Annotated in this window: 13 protein-coding genes; 6 read left to right on the top strand and 7 right to left on the bottom strand. The window is 72.8% G+C overall.

Annotated features, from left to right (window positions below; all coding sequences use genetic code 11):
- Positions 1-37: 37 nt before the first annotated feature.
- From ACFUJ1_RS13035 to ACFUJ1_RS13025, 3 genes are all read right to left on the bottom strand, one after another.
- A complete protein-coding gene (locus ACFUJ1_RS13035; protein WP_378645289.1) occupies positions 38-889 on the bottom strand; it encodes a hypothetical protein in 852 nt (283 codons plus the stop codon).
- Positions 886-2,175 carry a hypothetical protein gene (locus ACFUJ1_RS13030; protein ID WP_378645288.1) on the bottom strand — a complete coding sequence of 430 codons (1,290 nt, stop codon included), beginning with the start codon at positions 2,173-2,175 and terminating at the stop codon, positions 886-888. The genes ACFUJ1_RS13035 and ACFUJ1_RS13030 overlap by 4 nt, the downstream gene beginning before the upstream one ends.
- Positions 2,176-2,262: 87 nt before the next feature.
- Positions 2,263-2,901 (bottom strand): 2OG-Fe dioxygenase family protein, encoded by a 639-nt coding sequence (locus ACFUJ1_RS13025; protein ID WP_378645287.1) that lies wholly within the window; start codon positions 2,899-2,901, stop codon positions 2,263-2,265.
- Positions 2,902-3,012: 111 nt separating this feature from the next.
- Here ACFUJ1_RS13025 and ACFUJ1_RS13020 point away from each other — a divergent pair, with 111 nt between their 5' ends.
- Entirely contained in the window at positions 3,013-4,059 is a 1,047-nt protein-coding gene (locus tag ACFUJ1_RS13020) for an alpha/beta hydrolase (RefSeq protein WP_378645286.1), read from the top strand.
- On the opposite strand, the gene ACFUJ1_RS13015 is transcribed toward ACFUJ1_RS13020, so the two are convergent.
- Positions 4,052-4,606 (bottom strand): TetR/AcrR family transcriptional regulator, encoded by a 555-nt coding sequence (locus ACFUJ1_RS13015; protein WP_378645284.1) that lies wholly within the window; start codon positions 4,604-4,606, stop codon positions 4,052-4,054. The two genes, ACFUJ1_RS13020 and ACFUJ1_RS13015, sit on opposite strands and share 8 nt — an antisense overlap.
- 99 nt (positions 4,607-4,705) lie before the next feature.
- Here ACFUJ1_RS13015 and ACFUJ1_RS13010 point away from each other — a divergent pair, with 99 nt between their 5' ends.
- Together ACFUJ1_RS13010 and ACFUJ1_RS13005 are read left to right on the top strand one after the other, a co-directional pair.
- Complete coding sequence (locus ACFUJ1_RS13010) at positions 4,706-5,572, top strand: alpha/beta fold hydrolase (RefSeq protein ID WP_378645283.1); 867 nt, start codon at positions 4,706-4,708, stop codon at positions 5,570-5,572.
- Positions 5,559-6,164, top strand: a complete 606-nt coding sequence (locus tag ACFUJ1_RS13005) for a TetR/AcrR family transcriptional regulator (RefSeq protein WP_378645281.1) — start codon at positions 5,559-5,561, stop codon at positions 6,162-6,164. The genes ACFUJ1_RS13010 and ACFUJ1_RS13005 overlap by 14 nt, the downstream gene beginning before the upstream one ends.
- Positions 6,165-6,195: 31 nt before the next feature.
- On the opposite strand, the gene ACFUJ1_RS13000 is transcribed toward ACFUJ1_RS13005, so the two are convergent.
- The 3 genes from ACFUJ1_RS13000 to ACFUJ1_RS12990 form a co-directional block, all read right to left on the bottom strand.
- Positions 6,196-8,034 (bottom strand): acyl-CoA dehydrogenase, encoded by a 1,839-nt coding sequence (locus tag ACFUJ1_RS13000; protein WP_378645280.1) that lies wholly within the window; start codon positions 8,032-8,034, stop codon positions 6,196-6,198.
- Positions 8,035-8,171: 137 nt separating this feature from the next.
- Complete coding sequence (locus tag ACFUJ1_RS12995; RefSeq protein WP_378645278.1) at positions 8,172-9,422, bottom strand: diguanylate cyclase domain-containing protein; 1,251 nt, start codon at positions 9,420-9,422, stop codon at positions 8,172-8,174.
- 118 nt (positions 9,423-9,540) lie between these two features.
- Positions 9,541-10,644: a terpene synthase family protein gene (locus ACFUJ1_RS12990; RefSeq protein ID WP_378645276.1), complete on the bottom strand. Its 1,104-nt coding sequence runs from the start codon at positions 10,642-10,644 to the stop codon at positions 9,541-9,543.
- Between the two features lie 423 nt (positions 10,645-11,067).
- Here ACFUJ1_RS12990 and ACFUJ1_RS12985 point away from each other — a divergent pair, with 423 nt between their 5' ends.
- The 3 genes from ACFUJ1_RS12985 to ACFUJ1_RS12975 are packed head-to-tail and all read left to right on the top strand — an operon-like array spanning position 11,068 to position 14,410.
- Positions 11,068-12,297, top strand: a complete 1,230-nt coding sequence (locus ACFUJ1_RS12985; RefSeq protein ID WP_378645275.1) for a fatty acid desaturase — start codon at positions 11,068-11,070, stop codon at positions 12,295-12,297.
- A complete protein-coding gene (locus ACFUJ1_RS12980; RefSeq protein WP_378645273.1) occupies positions 12,294-13,190 on the top strand; it encodes a class I SAM-dependent methyltransferase in 897 nt (298 codons plus the stop codon). The genes ACFUJ1_RS12985 and ACFUJ1_RS12980 overlap by 4 nt, the downstream gene beginning before the upstream one ends.
- A complete protein-coding gene (locus tag ACFUJ1_RS12975) occupies positions 13,187-14,410 on the top strand; it encodes a cytochrome P450 (protein WP_378645272.1) in 1,224 nt (407 codons plus the stop codon). Before ACFUJ1_RS12980 ends, ACFUJ1_RS12975 begins: the two co-directional genes overlap by 4 nt.
- Positions 14,411-14,412 lie beyond the last annotated feature (2 nt).

Raw genomic sequence — 14,412 nt, 5'->3', positions numbered from 1 at the left:
TGGACAGCTGTCCGGACGATACTACGGGAGGGGTGCGCTACCTGACCAGGCGGTCGTCTCGGGCGAGGTAAGTGATGGCGAGGTCGCGCAGCGCGATGCCGGGCGGGCTCGCGTCGATCGCGCGGGCCGCGTTCAGCAGCTCGACCAGGGCGAGGTGCTCGGCCGGGGGCACCCCGTCGACCGGGTGGAAGTCGACGGTGGCGGTGCCTGTCCCGGCCGCGGTGGTGCTGACCAGGCGGTAGCGCAGCGGCACGGCGCCGCTGCGGCTCCGGACCGAGCGGTAGTGCACGCGGTCGCCGAGCGCGTGGTCCGCGGTCACCCGCTCGACCGCGCCGGACCCGTCGGTGGTCACCGCGACGGTAACGGTCGGGGTAGCGGTGGCGCGCTCGCCGGTGGGGGTGGCGTGCTCGCCGGTGCCGGCCGGGGTGGGGGTGCCGTGCCGGGCGAAGGCGCCGTCCGCGAGCGTGCGGAGGCCGTCGATGTAGTAGCCGGCCGCCGCTTCGGCCGCGGTCCGCGCGCTGTCGGCGTCGGCGCCGAGCTCGGGCACGACGATCTCCTCGATGAGCTCGATCCGGGTGATCTCCCTGGTCGCGGCGGCGAGCGAGCGGGTGAGGCGGGCCGCGACCGCCGACTGATGGCCGCCGGTGGCGTGCAGCGTGGCCGCCCCGGCGCGGCAGGCTTCCGCGAGTTCGGCCAGCGACAGGTCGTGCAGCGGGAGCGCGGTGACCACGTTGCGGCCCGCGCCGAGCAGGGCGGTCAGCTCGGCCGGGTCGGGGGAGAGGTGCAGCACCACGGGGGAGTGCTCGGTGACGACGAGGCCGGGATGCGCGGCGATCCGGTCGGCCAGCGGCCCGGTGCCGAGCACCGCGACCGGGATCGGGGAGGTCATGCCTGCTCCAGTCGGTAGCGGGGGGTCAGGTCGGGGGTGGCGACGCCGGGCGGCGCGGCGCAGAGCGCGGGCACCACGTCGAGCATGGCCTTGACCGAGATGTCGGTGACCGCCGACCAGTCGCCGCTGTAGGTCTCGTCGTCCAGTTCGTTGCGCATCTCGATCCGGGCCGGGCTGCCGTCCAGCGTGATCACGTGGCCGCCCGCCAGGCTGCGCGGATGGTCCGGGCCGAGGTGCGCGTTGCCTGGCCCGACGTGCCAGCACTCGGCATTGGTCATGAAGAGCCGGTCGCCGATGTACCCGCGGTAGCTCATGTGGATGGCGCCGACCGAGCCCGGCTCGATCACGCTGCCGCCCGCCTCGATCCGCACCCGGGCGGGCACCGGGTAGACGTGCCGCTCCACCCGCACCTGGTCGGCGCTCGCCCCGAACAGCGCGTGCCCGACGTTCGAGAGCACCGCGTCGAAGTAGAAGTGCTGCATGAGCGCGATGGCGTGGTCGGAGTCGACCGCGCTGAGCGGCATGCCGAAGCCGAGGCTGGCGAGCCCGCCCCACATGCCGTCCGGCGCCGCCGACAGATCGCCGACCTCCAGGAACCGCACCTCGCGCACCTCGTCCAGCAGCCCCGCGAGCCGCAGCAGCAGCTGCTCGACCATGAGCCCCGGGTGCAGCCCGGTGCCGTGCAGCGAGACCCCGCCCTGCAGGCAGGCCGCCTGCAGCCGGGCGCCGGAGGCCCGGCGCGGGATCGCCCGGTCGGCCACCGGCCCGGCCAGCCGCTCCAGCACCGGCCGGGCCGGGCGCGCCGGGCCCGAATCGGCGACGCGCATGAGCGTTCTCAGCGCCGCGAGGGCGTTCGGCAGCTGCGGCCCGAAGGCATTGCCGGTGACCCGCATCCGGGAGACCGTGCCGAGCACGTCGAGCGCGGAGCGGGATTCGTCGAGCCAGGTCGGCATGGCCGGGTTGTGGTACGCGGCCGCCGATACCACGTTCTTCCCGGACTCCAGCAGCTCGAGCACGTCGGCGTCGGCGCCCTGCACCAGCGCGGGCGTGGTGGGGGTGTGCACCACGCAGTCCGCGTCGAGCGCGAGGATCTCCGCCTTCGACGTGGTCGCGGCGACCCCCACCGGCGGCAGCCCGACCAGCTCGCCGATATCCGTTCCGTGCTTGTGCGGGCTGAACACCTTCACCCCGACGACCTCGAAATCGGGCGACTCCAGCGCGGTGCGCAGTGCCCGCCCGCCCATGTCGCCCGGCCCCCAGATGATGAGCCGATACGGACCTGTCACAACCGCCTCCTCGCCGTTCGCGGTATGTCTAGCACGGCGACGGTGAGAAAGGTTGGCTTTCACTCTCTTATCTTCTCGGCGGGCAGGTCAGGCCGGGGAGTAGGTCACCTCGAGCAGGTCGCGCAGCGCGGGGCGGCTCGCCGTCACCGGGCGGATCGCGCTCTGCGCGTGCAGGATCCGCCGGTCGTCGGTGAGCAGCAGGGTGCCCGGCTCGTCCGGCGTAACGGTGCGCACCGGCGTTCCGTCGGAGGTGGTGAGCGTGCGGGCCCCGCCTTCGGCGTTGTCGCGGGTCACCAGCAGCTGTGCCGCCAGCGTGACGTCCGGTCGGCGTGCGGGAGCGGCGGCGGTCTCGATCGCGGCCAGTTCGCGGAGCGGGTGCACGTGGACGTCCCAGAGCGTGGCGTCGTCGAGCTCGGCGGCGAACTCGAGCAGCAGGCGGAGAAGCCCGGCGAGCACCGGGTCGGTGGCGAAGGAGTCGGTGAGCGCCTCGGGCTGTGCCGCGCCGCGCGGGCGGTGTGCGAGCAATTCGAAGGCGCCGGTGAGCGAGACCTGGAAGTGGCCGCAGCGGTGCAGCGTCCTGCTGTGCACGCCGGTGCGGGTGCGATCAACGCGCAGCTCCTCCCAGTGCCTGCGGAACCGGTCCCAGGTGCCGGGGCTCGCGCCGAGCCTGCGCGCGGTCTCGGCGGCGGGGAGCAGGTGCACGCCGTCGTCGGTGAGGTCGCTCATGAGCGACCAGTTTCCGGCACGCGGCGGGGCGTGGGCAATCTCTCCGCGATCTTGACTCACGATCAAGAACGCTCTAGTTTCTTGGCCGTCACCCAAGAAAAAGGAGCCTCCATGACCACAGCGCGGCGGGACATCACCTTCCGTTCCGGCACCGACGACTGCGCCGCCTGGCTCTACGGCGCCGAGCCGGCGGGCGCCCCGAAACCGCTGGTGATCATGGGTCACGGGCTCGGCGCGGTCAGGGAGATGCGGCTCGACGCCTACGCCGAGCGGTTCGCCGCGCGCGGCTGGGCGGTGCTGGTCTTCGACTACCGGCACCTGGGCGCCAGCGGCGGCGAGCCGCGCCAGCTGCTCGACATCGGTCGCCAGCTCGCCGACTGGCACGCGGCGCTGGCCTGCGCGCGCACCCTGCCCGGCATCGATCACGGGCGGATCGCGCTGTGGGGCAGCTCGTTCGGCGGCGGCCACGTGCTGCGGATCGCGGCCGAGGACGGCGCGGTGGCCGCGGTGGTGGCGCAGTGCCCGTTCACCGACGGCCCCGCCTCGCTGCGGTCGCGGCTGCGGACCGGCTTCCCGAGCGCGCTCGCGCTCACCGCGGCCGGGCTGGCCGACGCCGTCGCCGCCCGGTTCGGGGCGCGTCCGGTGCTGGTGCCGATGGCGGGCGCCGCCTGGATGCCCGCGTTTCTGGTCTCGCCGGACGCCCTGTCCGGGGCCTCCGCACTGCTGCCGCCCGGCACCAGGGTCTCCGCGCGCGCCAGCGGCGCACTGCGCAGACTGCCCCGGGTGCGCGCCCGGCTGGCCGACGTCCTGACGCTCACCGGCACCGGCCGCCTCGCGGGCCGCGACTCGATCTGGGGCGTCCTGACCGGCCCGGACGACGAATTCACCGCCGCCAACGCGCTCTCCGCGCGGCTGGTACTGCGGCTCCCGCTCTACCGCCCCGGCCGCGATCTGCGCCGCGGCACCACCCCGACGCTGCTCTGCGTCTGCGACGCCGACGTCGCCGCGCCCGCGGCCACCACCGAGCGGTACGCCGCCGGGCTGCCGCACGTCGAGGTGCGGAACTATCCGTGCGGGCACTTCGGCATCTACGTGGGCGTCGAGTTCGAGCGCGCCGTCGCCGACCAGATCGACTTCCTGGCCGCGCGGCTCAGCTGACCGCGCTGCCCTTCGCGCCGCGCAGCAGGGTCGCCAGCACCGCGCGCTTGCGGGCCTGCTCGACGGGGTGCATGAGCAACCCCTCCAGCACGTAGATCGCGATGGTGGTCACCTCGTCCACGCCGTCGTCCGGCACGCCGAGGCCGGCCAGCTCCAGCCGGAGCAGGGCATCGGTGAGCGCGTGGAACCGCTCGTGCCACTCCCGGATGCTCGCGGACTCCTTGCTGCGCGCGTGCACCGTGGTGACCAACCGGCTCAGCTGCTCCAGCTCGGTGAGCACCCAGAGCAGCCGGTCGGCAGGCTCCAGCAGGGTCAGCTCGCCGGAGCGCTCGAGGGCGTCGGCGAGCACCTCGTCCAGCACCGCGATCAGGATGCCGTCCTTGTCCCCGAAGTACCAGTAGACGGTGTTGGAGACGACGCCGGCCGCCCGCGCGATCCGGGCCATGGACACCGCGTCGTAGCCGTCGTCGACGAAGAGGGTGCGCGCGGCGGTGACGATCTCCGCGCGCTTCTCCTCCCGATCCCGGGGGCGTCTGTTGCGCGGCATGGCCCGATGCTAGCCGGATTCGGCCGCCGCCGTAGACATACATTCGGAATGTATGTAACTATCGAGCGGACCGATCGCGGCGACGAAGGGGACGAGACGATGACACACAGCGCGGCACTGGGCGAGCAGCACGAGATCGAGCTGCCGGGAGGACGTATCCGCTACCACGAGGCGGGGGAGGGCCCGCCGGTCGTGTTCGTGCACGGCCTGCTGGTCAACGGCAACCTGTGGCGCGGGGTCGTGCCCGCGATCGCGGCGGCGGGGTACCGCTGCATCACCCCGGACTGGCCGTTCGGCGCGCATACCGTCCCGGTGCCGGAGGCCGACCTCTCCCCGCCCGGCGTCGCCGACCTGATCGCGGCCTTCCTGGAGCGGCTCGACCTCACCGACGTCACCCTGGTGGCGAACGACACCGGCGGCGCGATCACCCAGGTACTGCTGGCCCGCAATCCGGCCCGGATCGCGCGGGTCGTCCTGGCCTCGGTGGATTGCTACGACCGCTTCCCGCCACCGCCGTTCAACGGGCTCGCCGTGCTGGCCCGGGTACCCGGCGTGGTGCGCGCCGCCACCGAGCTGCTGAAGATCAGGGCGCTACAACCGCTGCCGATCGCCTTCGGCTGGGTGGCCAAGCGCCCGGTGCCGCCGGAGATCGCCGCAGGCTACCTGGCGCCGAGCAGGAACTCCGCGGCGATTCGGGCCGATGTGCGGCGGTTCCTGGTCGCCGCGCGCAAGCGGCACACCCTGGCGGCGGCGCGCAGCTTCCCGCGGCTCACGCTGCCGGTGCTGGTGGTGTGGGCGCGGGAGGAGAAGCTCTTCCCGGTCGCGCTGGCCGAGCGGCTGGTGGCGGAGCTGCCGAACGCCACGCTCCGGCTGGTCGACGACTCGTACACCTTCATCCCGGAGGATCAGCCGGATTTGCTGAGCGCGCTGATCCTGGAGTTCACTCGGGAGCATGCCGCGCCGTAGCCAGCTGGACCGCACCCGCAGTACCAGGGGGCGGCTGGAGGAGGCGGGGCGCGCGCTCTTCGCCGAGCACGGCTTCGGCGCCGTCTCGGCCGAGCAGATCGTGGCGACGGCCGGGGTCACCCGCGGCGCCCTGCAGTACCACTACGGCGACAAGCGCGGGCTCTTCGTCGCGGTGCTCGAGCGGCTGGAGCAGGACAACACCGACGAGCTGGTCGCCGCCATCGCGGGCGCCCCGCCCTCGGCCGACCCGATGGTGGGGCTGCGCGCCGGGCTCGACGCCTTCCTGCGCATCTGCCGCAGGCCGGAGATGGTGCGGATCGCGCTCTCCGACGCGCCCGCCGTACTCGGCTGGGACGCCTGGCGCGAGCTGGAGGCGAAGCACGGCCTCGGCCTCATCGTGCTGCAGCTGGAGGCCGCGCGCGCCACCGGGCTGCTCGCGCCGGACGCGCCGGTGCGCATGCTCGCTCAGCTGGTGCTGAGCGCCGTCACCGAGGCGGGCATGATCGTCGCGCACGCCGAGGACCCGGGCACCGCGCACGACCGAGCGCTGGACGCCCTGGTCCTGCTCCTGGCCGGGCTGCTGCGCGGCTAGGCCCCACCTCGAAGGCCCATTCGGCCGGACTCTAGAAGGCCGACTCGTCCAGCGCCATGATCTCGGTGTCCAGCTCGGCCAGGATGCCGCGGAGCGCGGAGAGTTCGGGCAGCACATTGCGCGCGAAGAACTGCGCGACCGCCACCTTGCCCTCGTAGAAGGCGCGGTCGGCGCCCTCGGCGCCCGCGTCCAGCGCGGCGACGGCGATGCCCGCCTGGTGCAGCAGCTGCCAGCCGATGAGCAGGTCGCCCACCGCGAGCAGGAACCGCACCGAGCCGAGCCCCACCTTGTACAGCTCGGTCGAATCCTCCTGCGAACCCATCAGATACCCGGTGAGCGAGGCGGCCGCCGCCTGCACGTCCGCCAGCGCGGTGGCGAGCAGCGCCCGCTCCCGCTTCAGCCTGCCGTTGCCCGCCCCGCTGTCCAGGGTCCGCTGGATCTGCGCCACCAGGTGCCCGAGCGCGGCGCCGCGGTCGCGGACGATCTTGCGGAAGAAGAAGTCCTGGGCCTGGATCGCGGTCGTTCCCTCGTAGAGCGAGTCGATCTTGGCGTCCCGGATGTACTGCTCGATCGGGTAGTCCTGCAGGTACCCCGAGCCGCCGAAGGTCTGCAGCGATTCGGTCAGGCACTGGTAGGCGCGCTCCGAGCCGACGCCCTTCACGATCGGCAGCAGCAGGTCGTTCACCCGGGCCGCGGTCTCCGGGTCCGCGCCGGAGACCTGCTCGGCCAGCACCGGATCCTGGTGCGCCGCCGTGTAGAGGTAGACGGCGCGCAGCCCCTCGGCGTACGCCTTCTGCGTCATGAGCGCCCGCCGGACGTCCGGGTGGTGCACGATCGTCACCCGCGGCGCCGACTTGTCCGCCATCGTGGTCAGATCCGCGCCCTGGACGCGCTGCTTCGCGTACTCCAGCGCGTGCAGGTAGCCGGTGGAGAGCGTCGCGATGGCCTTGGTGCCCACCATCATCCGCGCGTGCTCGATCACGTCGAACATCTGCGCGATGCCGTTGTGCACCTCGCCCACCAGCCAGCCCCGCGCCGGGACGCCGTGCCCGCCGAAGGTGATCTCGCAGGTGGTGGAGGCCTTGAGCCCCATCTTGTGCTCCAGCCCGGTGACGAAGACGCCGTTGCGCGCGCCGTTCTCGCCGGTGACCGGGTCGAAGTGGAACTGCGGGACGAAGAAGAGCGAGAGGCCCTTGGTGCCCGGCCTCGCGCCGTCCGGGCGGGCCAGCACCAGGTGCAGCATGTTCGGGAAGAGCACGCCGGAATCGCCGTTGCTGATGAAGCGCTTCACGCCCTCGATGTGCCAGGAGCCGTCCGCCTGGCGGATCGCCCTCGTCCGGCCCGCGCCGACATCCGAGCCGGCGTCCGGCTCGGTGAGCACCATGGTGCCGCCCCAGTTCGCGGCCGTGCCGAGCCGGGCCCAGCCGCGCTGCTCCTCGGTGCCGTTGGCGTACAGCACCGAGGCCATCTGCGCGCCCGCCATGCCGTAGAAGAAGGCGGCGGGCTGCGCGCCGAGGATCAGCTCGGCCGCGGCCCAGAACACCGCGCGCGGCACGCCGGGGCCGCCGAGCTCGGTGGGGAGCCCGAGCTGGTGCCAGCCGCCCGCGGTCATGGCGCGGAACGAGCGGACGAAGGCATCGGGCAGCGTGACGGTGTGCGTAGCCGGGTCGAAGACCGGCGGATTGCGGTCGGCCTCGGCGAAGGATGCGCCGAGTGGCCCCTCCGCGAGCCGGCGCACCTGCTCCAGGATCTCGGTGACGGTGTCGGCGTCCAGATCGCCGAAGGCCCCGGTCGCCAGCGCCTGTTCCAGCCCGAGCACCTCGAACAGAACGAACCGGAGATCGCGAACATTGCTCTTGAAGTGCGGCATTGAGGCCCCCATCGACACATCCGGACGCGCGAAAAGGGCGAATGGTGTTCTGCGGCAGTTATATTCGCCGACAGTTGCATTCGCCCCGCTCATGATCGCACAAACCGGGTGGAAATAGTGGGTGACCCCGGTGGGGATCACTCACTCTGCATGACCCATTGGCCTTTGCTGTCGCGCTTGGCGGCGTGCAGGCTGGTGTCCGCGGCATGCAGCAGGGACTCGGCGTCGGCGTGCTCCAGCGGGGTGACGACGACGCCGATGCTGGCCGAGATGTCGAGCGGGACGTCGTCCACCACGATGGGCTCGGAGAGCGCCGTGAGCAGGCGATTCGCGACTTCCGCGACCTGGATCTCGTCGGCGGGCGGCGGGATGAGCGCGAGGAACTCGTCGCCGCCGAGCCGGCAGACGAAGCTGCCGTCGGGCTGCAGCGTCTCCGCGATCCGGTCGGCCACCGCGACCAGCACCCGGTCGCCCGCGCTGTGGCCGTACAGGTCGTTGACCTGTTTGAAGTGGTCCAGATCGGCAAAGCACAGCCCGACCCGGTCGTCGTTGCCCGCGGTGGTGATCAGGTGCTCGATGTGCTCGAGCAGGTAGCGCCGGTTCGGCAGCCCGGTGAGCGAATCGTGCCTGGCCTGGTGGTGCAGCTCCTGCTGCAGCAGGTGCCGCTCGGTGACGTCGGCGCCGACCGCGAGCAGGTAGTCCGGCCTGCCGCCCGCGCCGCGCACGAAGGTGATGGCGAAGGCCATCCAGCCGACGCTGCCGTCGGCGCGCACCAGCCGCTGGTCCAGCGTGACGGTGCCCTCGCCGGTCGGCACCAGCTGCTCGTAGAGCAGGGTGCGGATGCGCTCCCGGTCGTCCGGGTGCGCGAAGTCGTAGACCGAGATGCCGCGCAGGTCGTTCGGCTTGGTGCCGATCATGTCGGCGAGCGCGCGGTTGGCCTCGAGCAGCACGCCGTCGGTATCGCCGATGGCGATGGCGACGGCGGCGTTGTCGAAGAGCACCCGGAACCGGGTGTCCTGGTCGTCGTGCTCCTCGCCCGCCGCGGCGGAGCGGCTGCGCTGGACCTGGTGCCCCTGCCCGAGCGCGGCCAGCAACCCCGCCAGCCGTCGGTGCGCGTCCGGGTGCGGGCTGGCGTCGGCCAGCCCGTGCAGCACCTGGGCCGAGACCACCGGGACGCCGGGGTGGGTGAGGCCCGCGCCCCAGAGCGCGGCGCCGACCCGGGAGCCTGCGCTCGCGTCGAAGGTCTCGGCGACCAGTGCCTGCTCGAGCTGGGTGACCAGCCCGGGCAGCATCATCGGCCCGCCCGGCCCGCCACCGGGCGCGACACCACCGGTGGCCAGTGCCTGCCACCAGATCCGAGCCAGTGCGGCGCCGCCGCTGCCGTCCACAACACCCCCGTCGATATGTCGCGTTTCCCGGACACCGGAGTGCCGGGAATGCTGCTGTGATTCTCCGACAATAGTCCCCCGGGGCCGGACTCCGGCAGCGCCTCGACCCCGCGGCCGGTCAGCCCAGGCGATTCTCCTCGAAGATCGACCGGCCCTTGTACCGGTGCGTGGTGATCTGCCAGACCCAGGTGGCCTGGACCGCGCCGAGCAGATCGGCGACGTGCGCCGTCACCTGCCCGCCCGAATCGACCTCCGGCCGGGCCGCCACCGCCGCCGCGATCCCCGCGCTGACCACGCGGAACGCGGTCAATCGGTCGCGCACCACGGTGGCCGCGTCGGCCACCGCCCCGGCCAGCCCGCCCGCGGGCGCTTCCAGCAGGCACATCGGCACCAGGTTGAAGTCGGCGCCGTCGGCGATGCACTCCTTCTCGAAGGAGAACACATCGTTCATCAGTGCGCCGATCTCCACCGTGAGCTGGCGCAGGGTGTGCAGCTCGGCGGCGAGCCCGGCCGCCGCGAGCCGCGGCCAGTCCAGGTAGGCGTCCCGGCCGAACTCGCAGAGCGCGATCGCCGGGTACATCCCGGAGACGTGCGAGCGCAGCTCGATGTAGCCGGCCACCGAGAGCACGTCACCCCGCGCCCTGGCGTTCTGGTCGCGGATGGCGGGGCGCAGGTGCCCCGCGGTGTCGGCGAGGAAGCCGCGCAGCCACGCCGGGTCGGCGAGCGCGGCGGTGCGCTCGAGGTACTCGTGGGTCGCGGCCTCCACCGGTTCCGGATCGGCGGCGGGGCTTCCGGTTTCGAGCAGCCGGGTGAGCCTGCGCACCGTCTCGCCCGCCGCCGCCTGCTGCTCCGGGGTGAGCGCGGCGAACTTCTCCCGGCCTACGGTGTCGTTGAGCCAGAACAGGATCGCGTTGTAGATGCCGATCAGCGTCATCCGCTCCGCGGTCACCGCGTTCGGGTGCAGGTACGGCGTCATGCTGTTGTAGTGCGACCCGCCCGGCTCCAGCCAGATGCCGTGTCTGCGGCAGAACTCCTCCGCCCCGGCCAGCGCCTCGTCCCCGAATCTGTTCGGCGCGAATCCCGCGCAGTACGCGTCGATATCGCTCTCCGCGGTGCTGAACAGCTCCCGGAGCGACCACCCCCGACCCGTCTCCAGCAACTCGTCGTATTCGGCCCGCATCAGCGCGAGCCGCGCCTCGACCTCCGGCGTGTAACGATCCACCACAGCACTCCTTCTAGCTCCCCTTACACCGTAAGAGGCGGCGGCCGGAAATGTGCGGCGGATCGCGTTCCCGGGTGGCGCAGCGAACACCCTGCACAGCGGAGGAATCGATGCGGCTACCCGAGCCGGGCGTCGTGCGGGCTCGCCGAGCGCAATGCCGTCGTAGCGGCTCCCGTGCACGGAGGCCGCGCGCGCCCGGGTCGGGGCGCGTCGACGAGCGGGGCGGCGAGCGCGCCCCGCGCGGACCGGTCGGCGCGGGGCGCGGCCCGAATCCCGCGCGATACGTGTTCCTGATCGGCCGATCAGCACTTCTTTCCGGCCCGCTCGCCGCCGGTCGCGGCACATACGCTCGGATTCGTTCGAGTCGATTCTTCGCTCCGGCAGCGGGATTCGGCAGTCCCGACCCGTCGTGAGGGAGCCGCCATGTCCGGCGAGGACGCACCCCGGCGCCCCGCCCCGAGGAAACTCGCGGTGGACAGCCCCTACCTGCACCGCCTGCAGCGCCGCCACTTCCTGCTCTTCGACGTGGCGCCGATCTTCGGCACCGTGGCCGCGCTCGCCTTCCTGCCGGTGCACCCCATCGGGATCACCGAGATCGCGCTGCTGGTCGGCGGCTGGGCGGCCACCGGGCTGGCGATCACCGTCGGCTACCACCGGCTCTTCACCCATCGGACGTTCGAAGCGGCGCCGTCGGTGCAGGTGGTGCTCGCCGTGCTCGGCTCGATGGCGGGGCAGGGCGGCGTGCTCTCCTGGGTCGCCATCCACCGCAGGCACCACGAGAACGCCGACCGCGACGGCGACCCGCACTCGCCGAACCTCTCCGGCGGCGGGTTCCGCGGCCGGGCCCGCGGGCTGCTGCACTCGCACTTCCTCTGGATGCGCCGCCACGAGTACCCGAACATCGTGCACTACGCCCCCGACCTGCTGAAGAACCGCCTGCTGCTGAAGGTTTCGCGGTACTACCACTGGTGGGTCGCGCTCGGGATGGCGATTCCGGCGGTGATCGGCGGGCTGGTGTACCAGAGCTGGACCGGGGCGGTGAGCGGGCTGCTGTGGGGCGGGCTGGTGCGGATGTTCGTGCTGGAGCACATCATCTGGGCGATCAACTCCTTCCTGCACATGTTCGGCACCATGCCGTACCGGGCGCGCGGCAACAGCCGCAACGGCGGCGTCTTCGCGCTGCTCTCGTTCGGCGAGTCCTGGCACAACAACCACCACGCCTTCCCGGACTCGCCCTCCTTCGGCCTGCAGTGGTACCGGCTCGACCCCGGCTACTGGCTGATCTGCCTGCTCGCCGCCGCCGGGCTGGCCAGGGACGTCGAGGTGCCGTCCCGGGACCGGCTGGAGCACGGCGCCTCCGCCCCGCCGCCGACGCGGCCACCCCCTGAGAACGGACGGACAACCATGGACCGCACGGAGATCATCACGTGGAGCCGCGGCTACCTCGCCGAGGCGCTCGGCGTGCCGCCCGAGAGCATCGACCCCGCCGCCGATTTCGACCGCATCGGGGTGGACTCGGTCGTCGCGGTGGCGCTGCTCATGGAGATCGAGCAGCGCTACGGCGTCGACATCCCGCCGGACGAGCTGTTCGACGAGCCGACTCTCGATGCTGTCGCCGGCTACCTGGTCGAACGGGCAGGGCAGGTGGCGTGAGCGCTTCGGTCTCTGCCGCGCGGGCCGAGTCGGCGGCGGCCGCCGTCCGGCATCACTACGACGTCGGCAACGAGTTCTACGCGCTCTGGCTCGACCCCTCGCTCACCTACTCCTGCGCCATGCCCGCCACCCCGGCCGACACCCTGGAGGCGGCACAGCAGCGCAAGCTCAGCTACCACCTGGACGCGGTCCGCGCGCACGACGCCACCGAACTGCTCGACATCGGCTGCGGCTGGGGCGCGCTGCTCGCCGTGGCCGCGAGCGAGGGCGTCGCGCGGCTGACCGGCCTCACCCTGGCCGAGGAGCAGGCCGCCCACGTCCGCGCGCTCGACCTGCCCGGCACCGAGATCGCGGTACGGAACTGGCTGCACCACGAACCGGAGCGCCCCGTCGACGGCATCGTCTCGATCGGCGCCTTCGAGCACTTCGCCACCCCGGCGGACAGCCCGGCCGAGAAGATCCGCGTCTACCGCACCTTCTTCGAGCGCTGCCGGAGCTGGCTGCGCCCGGGCGGTGCGCTCTCGCTGCAGACCATCGCCTACGCCAATATGGCGCGCGACCAGGCCAGCACCTTCATCCAGCGGGACATCTTCCCGGACGCCGACCTGCCCACCCTCGCCGAGATCACCGCGGCCGCCGACGGCCTGTTCGAGGTGCGCACCGTGCGCAACGACCGCCTGGACTATGCCTGGACCTGCGAGCAGTGGGCCACCCGGCTCAAGCGCCGCCGCGCCGAGGCGATCGCGCTGGTCGGCCCCGAGATCACCGAGCGGTACGAGCGCTACCTGCGGCTCTCCGCGCTCGGCTTCCGGATGGGCAAGATCGGGCTGCTGCGCATCGTGTTCGAGCCCTACCGCAGCGGCCACTTCACCGGAGGCGGGGCCGGGCGGTGACCGCGGCCCCGGTGCGGTTCAACCCGTTCACCGACGAGTTCCGCGCGGACCCGTACCCGATGTACGCCGCGCTGCGCGAGCACGCCCCGGTGCACCGCACGATGGGCATGTGGGTGCTGACCCGCCACGCCGACGTGCGCGCGGTGCTCCGCGACCGCGATTTCGGCGTCGACGTCATCCCGCTCGCCCTGCGCCGCCAGGCCGCCCGGCTCGGCGTCGGCGACACCGAGCGGATCGACCGCCTCGGGCTGAAATCGCTGGTCTTCACCGAGAACCCGGACCACGCCCGGCTGCGCGCCCTGGTCAACCGGGTCTTCACCGCCTCCGCCGCCGCCCGGCTTCGCCCCCGCGTCACCGCGCTCGCCGAGCGGCTCACCCGGGACGCCTGGCACGACGGCGAGACCGAACTCATGGGCTCCTTCGCCGGAAAACTCCCTGTCCTCGCGCTCTGCGACTGGCTCGGGCTGCCCGAGCAGCTGCACCCGCTGGTCGGCGGCTGGACCCACGACATCCGCTTCCTGCTCGAACCCGGCCTCATGACCGCCGCCGACTTCGCCAGGGTGCGCACCGTTGTCGACACCTTCACCGCCGAACTGCACGCGGTGATCGACCGCCGCCGCGCCGAACCGGGCGACGACCTGATCAGCCTGCTGCTCGCGAGCCGCACCGGCGCGGGCGACCGGCTCTCCGACGAGGAGCTGGCCACCATCGGCATCATGTGCTTCGTCGCAGGCGTCGAGACCACGAAATCGCTCATCGGCAATGCCGTGCTCGCGCTCACCGCGCACCCCGCCGCCCAGGACCGGCTGCGCGCCGACCCGGCGCGCACCGCCGCCGCGGTGGCCGAGACCCTGCGCTACGACAGCCCGCTGCAGCACACCAAGCGCGTCGCCCGCCGGTCCGTGCCGCTCGGCGACCGGGTGCTCCGCGCGGGCGACCAGGTGCTGCTCTGCCTCGGCGCCGCCAACCGCGACCCGGCGGCCTTCCCCGAGCCGGACACCTTCGACCTCACCAGGGCGCCGACCGCCCACCTTGCGTTCGGCCACGGCCTGCACGGCTGCCTCGGCGCCCCGCTGGCCGAGCTCCAGGCCCGCATCGCGCTGGACTGCCTGCTCCGGCTGCCGGGCAGGCTGGTGCGTGCGGGCGAGCCGGAGTGGCAGGACCACAGCTTCATCGTGCGCGGCCCGCGGCGGCTGCCGCTCGCCGTCGAGACCGTCTGAGG

Source organism: Nocardia sp. NPDC057227, assembly GCF_042669725.1.
In the GTDB taxonomy this organism is placed as follows: domain Bacteria; phylum Actinomycetota; class Actinomycetes; order Mycobacteriales; family Mycobacteriaceae; genus Nocardia; species Nocardia asteroides_A.
Note: the sequence above shows the minus strand (reverse complement) of the source record. Positions and strands in the feature narration are given on the sequence as shown.

Coding starts and splice junctions, on each gene's coding strand:
- ACFUJ1_RS13025 (WP_378645287.1), bottom strand. CDS start 2,901: ATGAGCGACCTCACCGACGACGGCGTGCACCTGCTCCCCGCCGCCGAG.
- ACFUJ1_RS12985 (WP_378645275.1), top strand. CDS start 11,068: ATGTCCGGCGAGGACGCACCCCGGCGCCCCGCCCCGAGGAAACTCGCG.
- ACFUJ1_RS13010 (WP_378645283.1), top strand. CDS start 4,706: ATGACACACAGCGCGGCACTGGGCGAGCAGCACGAGATCGAGCTGCCG.
- ACFUJ1_RS13035 (WP_378645289.1), bottom strand. CDS start 889: ATGACCTCCCCGATCCCGGTCGCGGTGCTCGGCACCGGGCCGCTGGCC.
- ACFUJ1_RS13020 (WP_378645286.1), top strand. CDS start 3,013: ATGACCACAGCGCGGCGGGACATCACCTTCCGTTCCGGCACCGACGAC.
- ACFUJ1_RS13005 (WP_378645281.1), top strand. CDS start 5,559: ATGCCGCGCCGTAGCCAGCTGGACCGCACCCGCAGTACCAGGGGGCGG.
- ACFUJ1_RS13000 (WP_378645280.1), bottom strand. CDS start 8,034: ATGCCGCACTTCAAGAGCAATGTTCGCGATCTCCGGTTCGTTCTGTTC.
- ACFUJ1_RS13015 (WP_378645284.1), bottom strand. CDS start 4,606: ATGCCGCGCAACAGACGCCCCCGGGATCGGGAGGAGAAGCGCGCGGAG.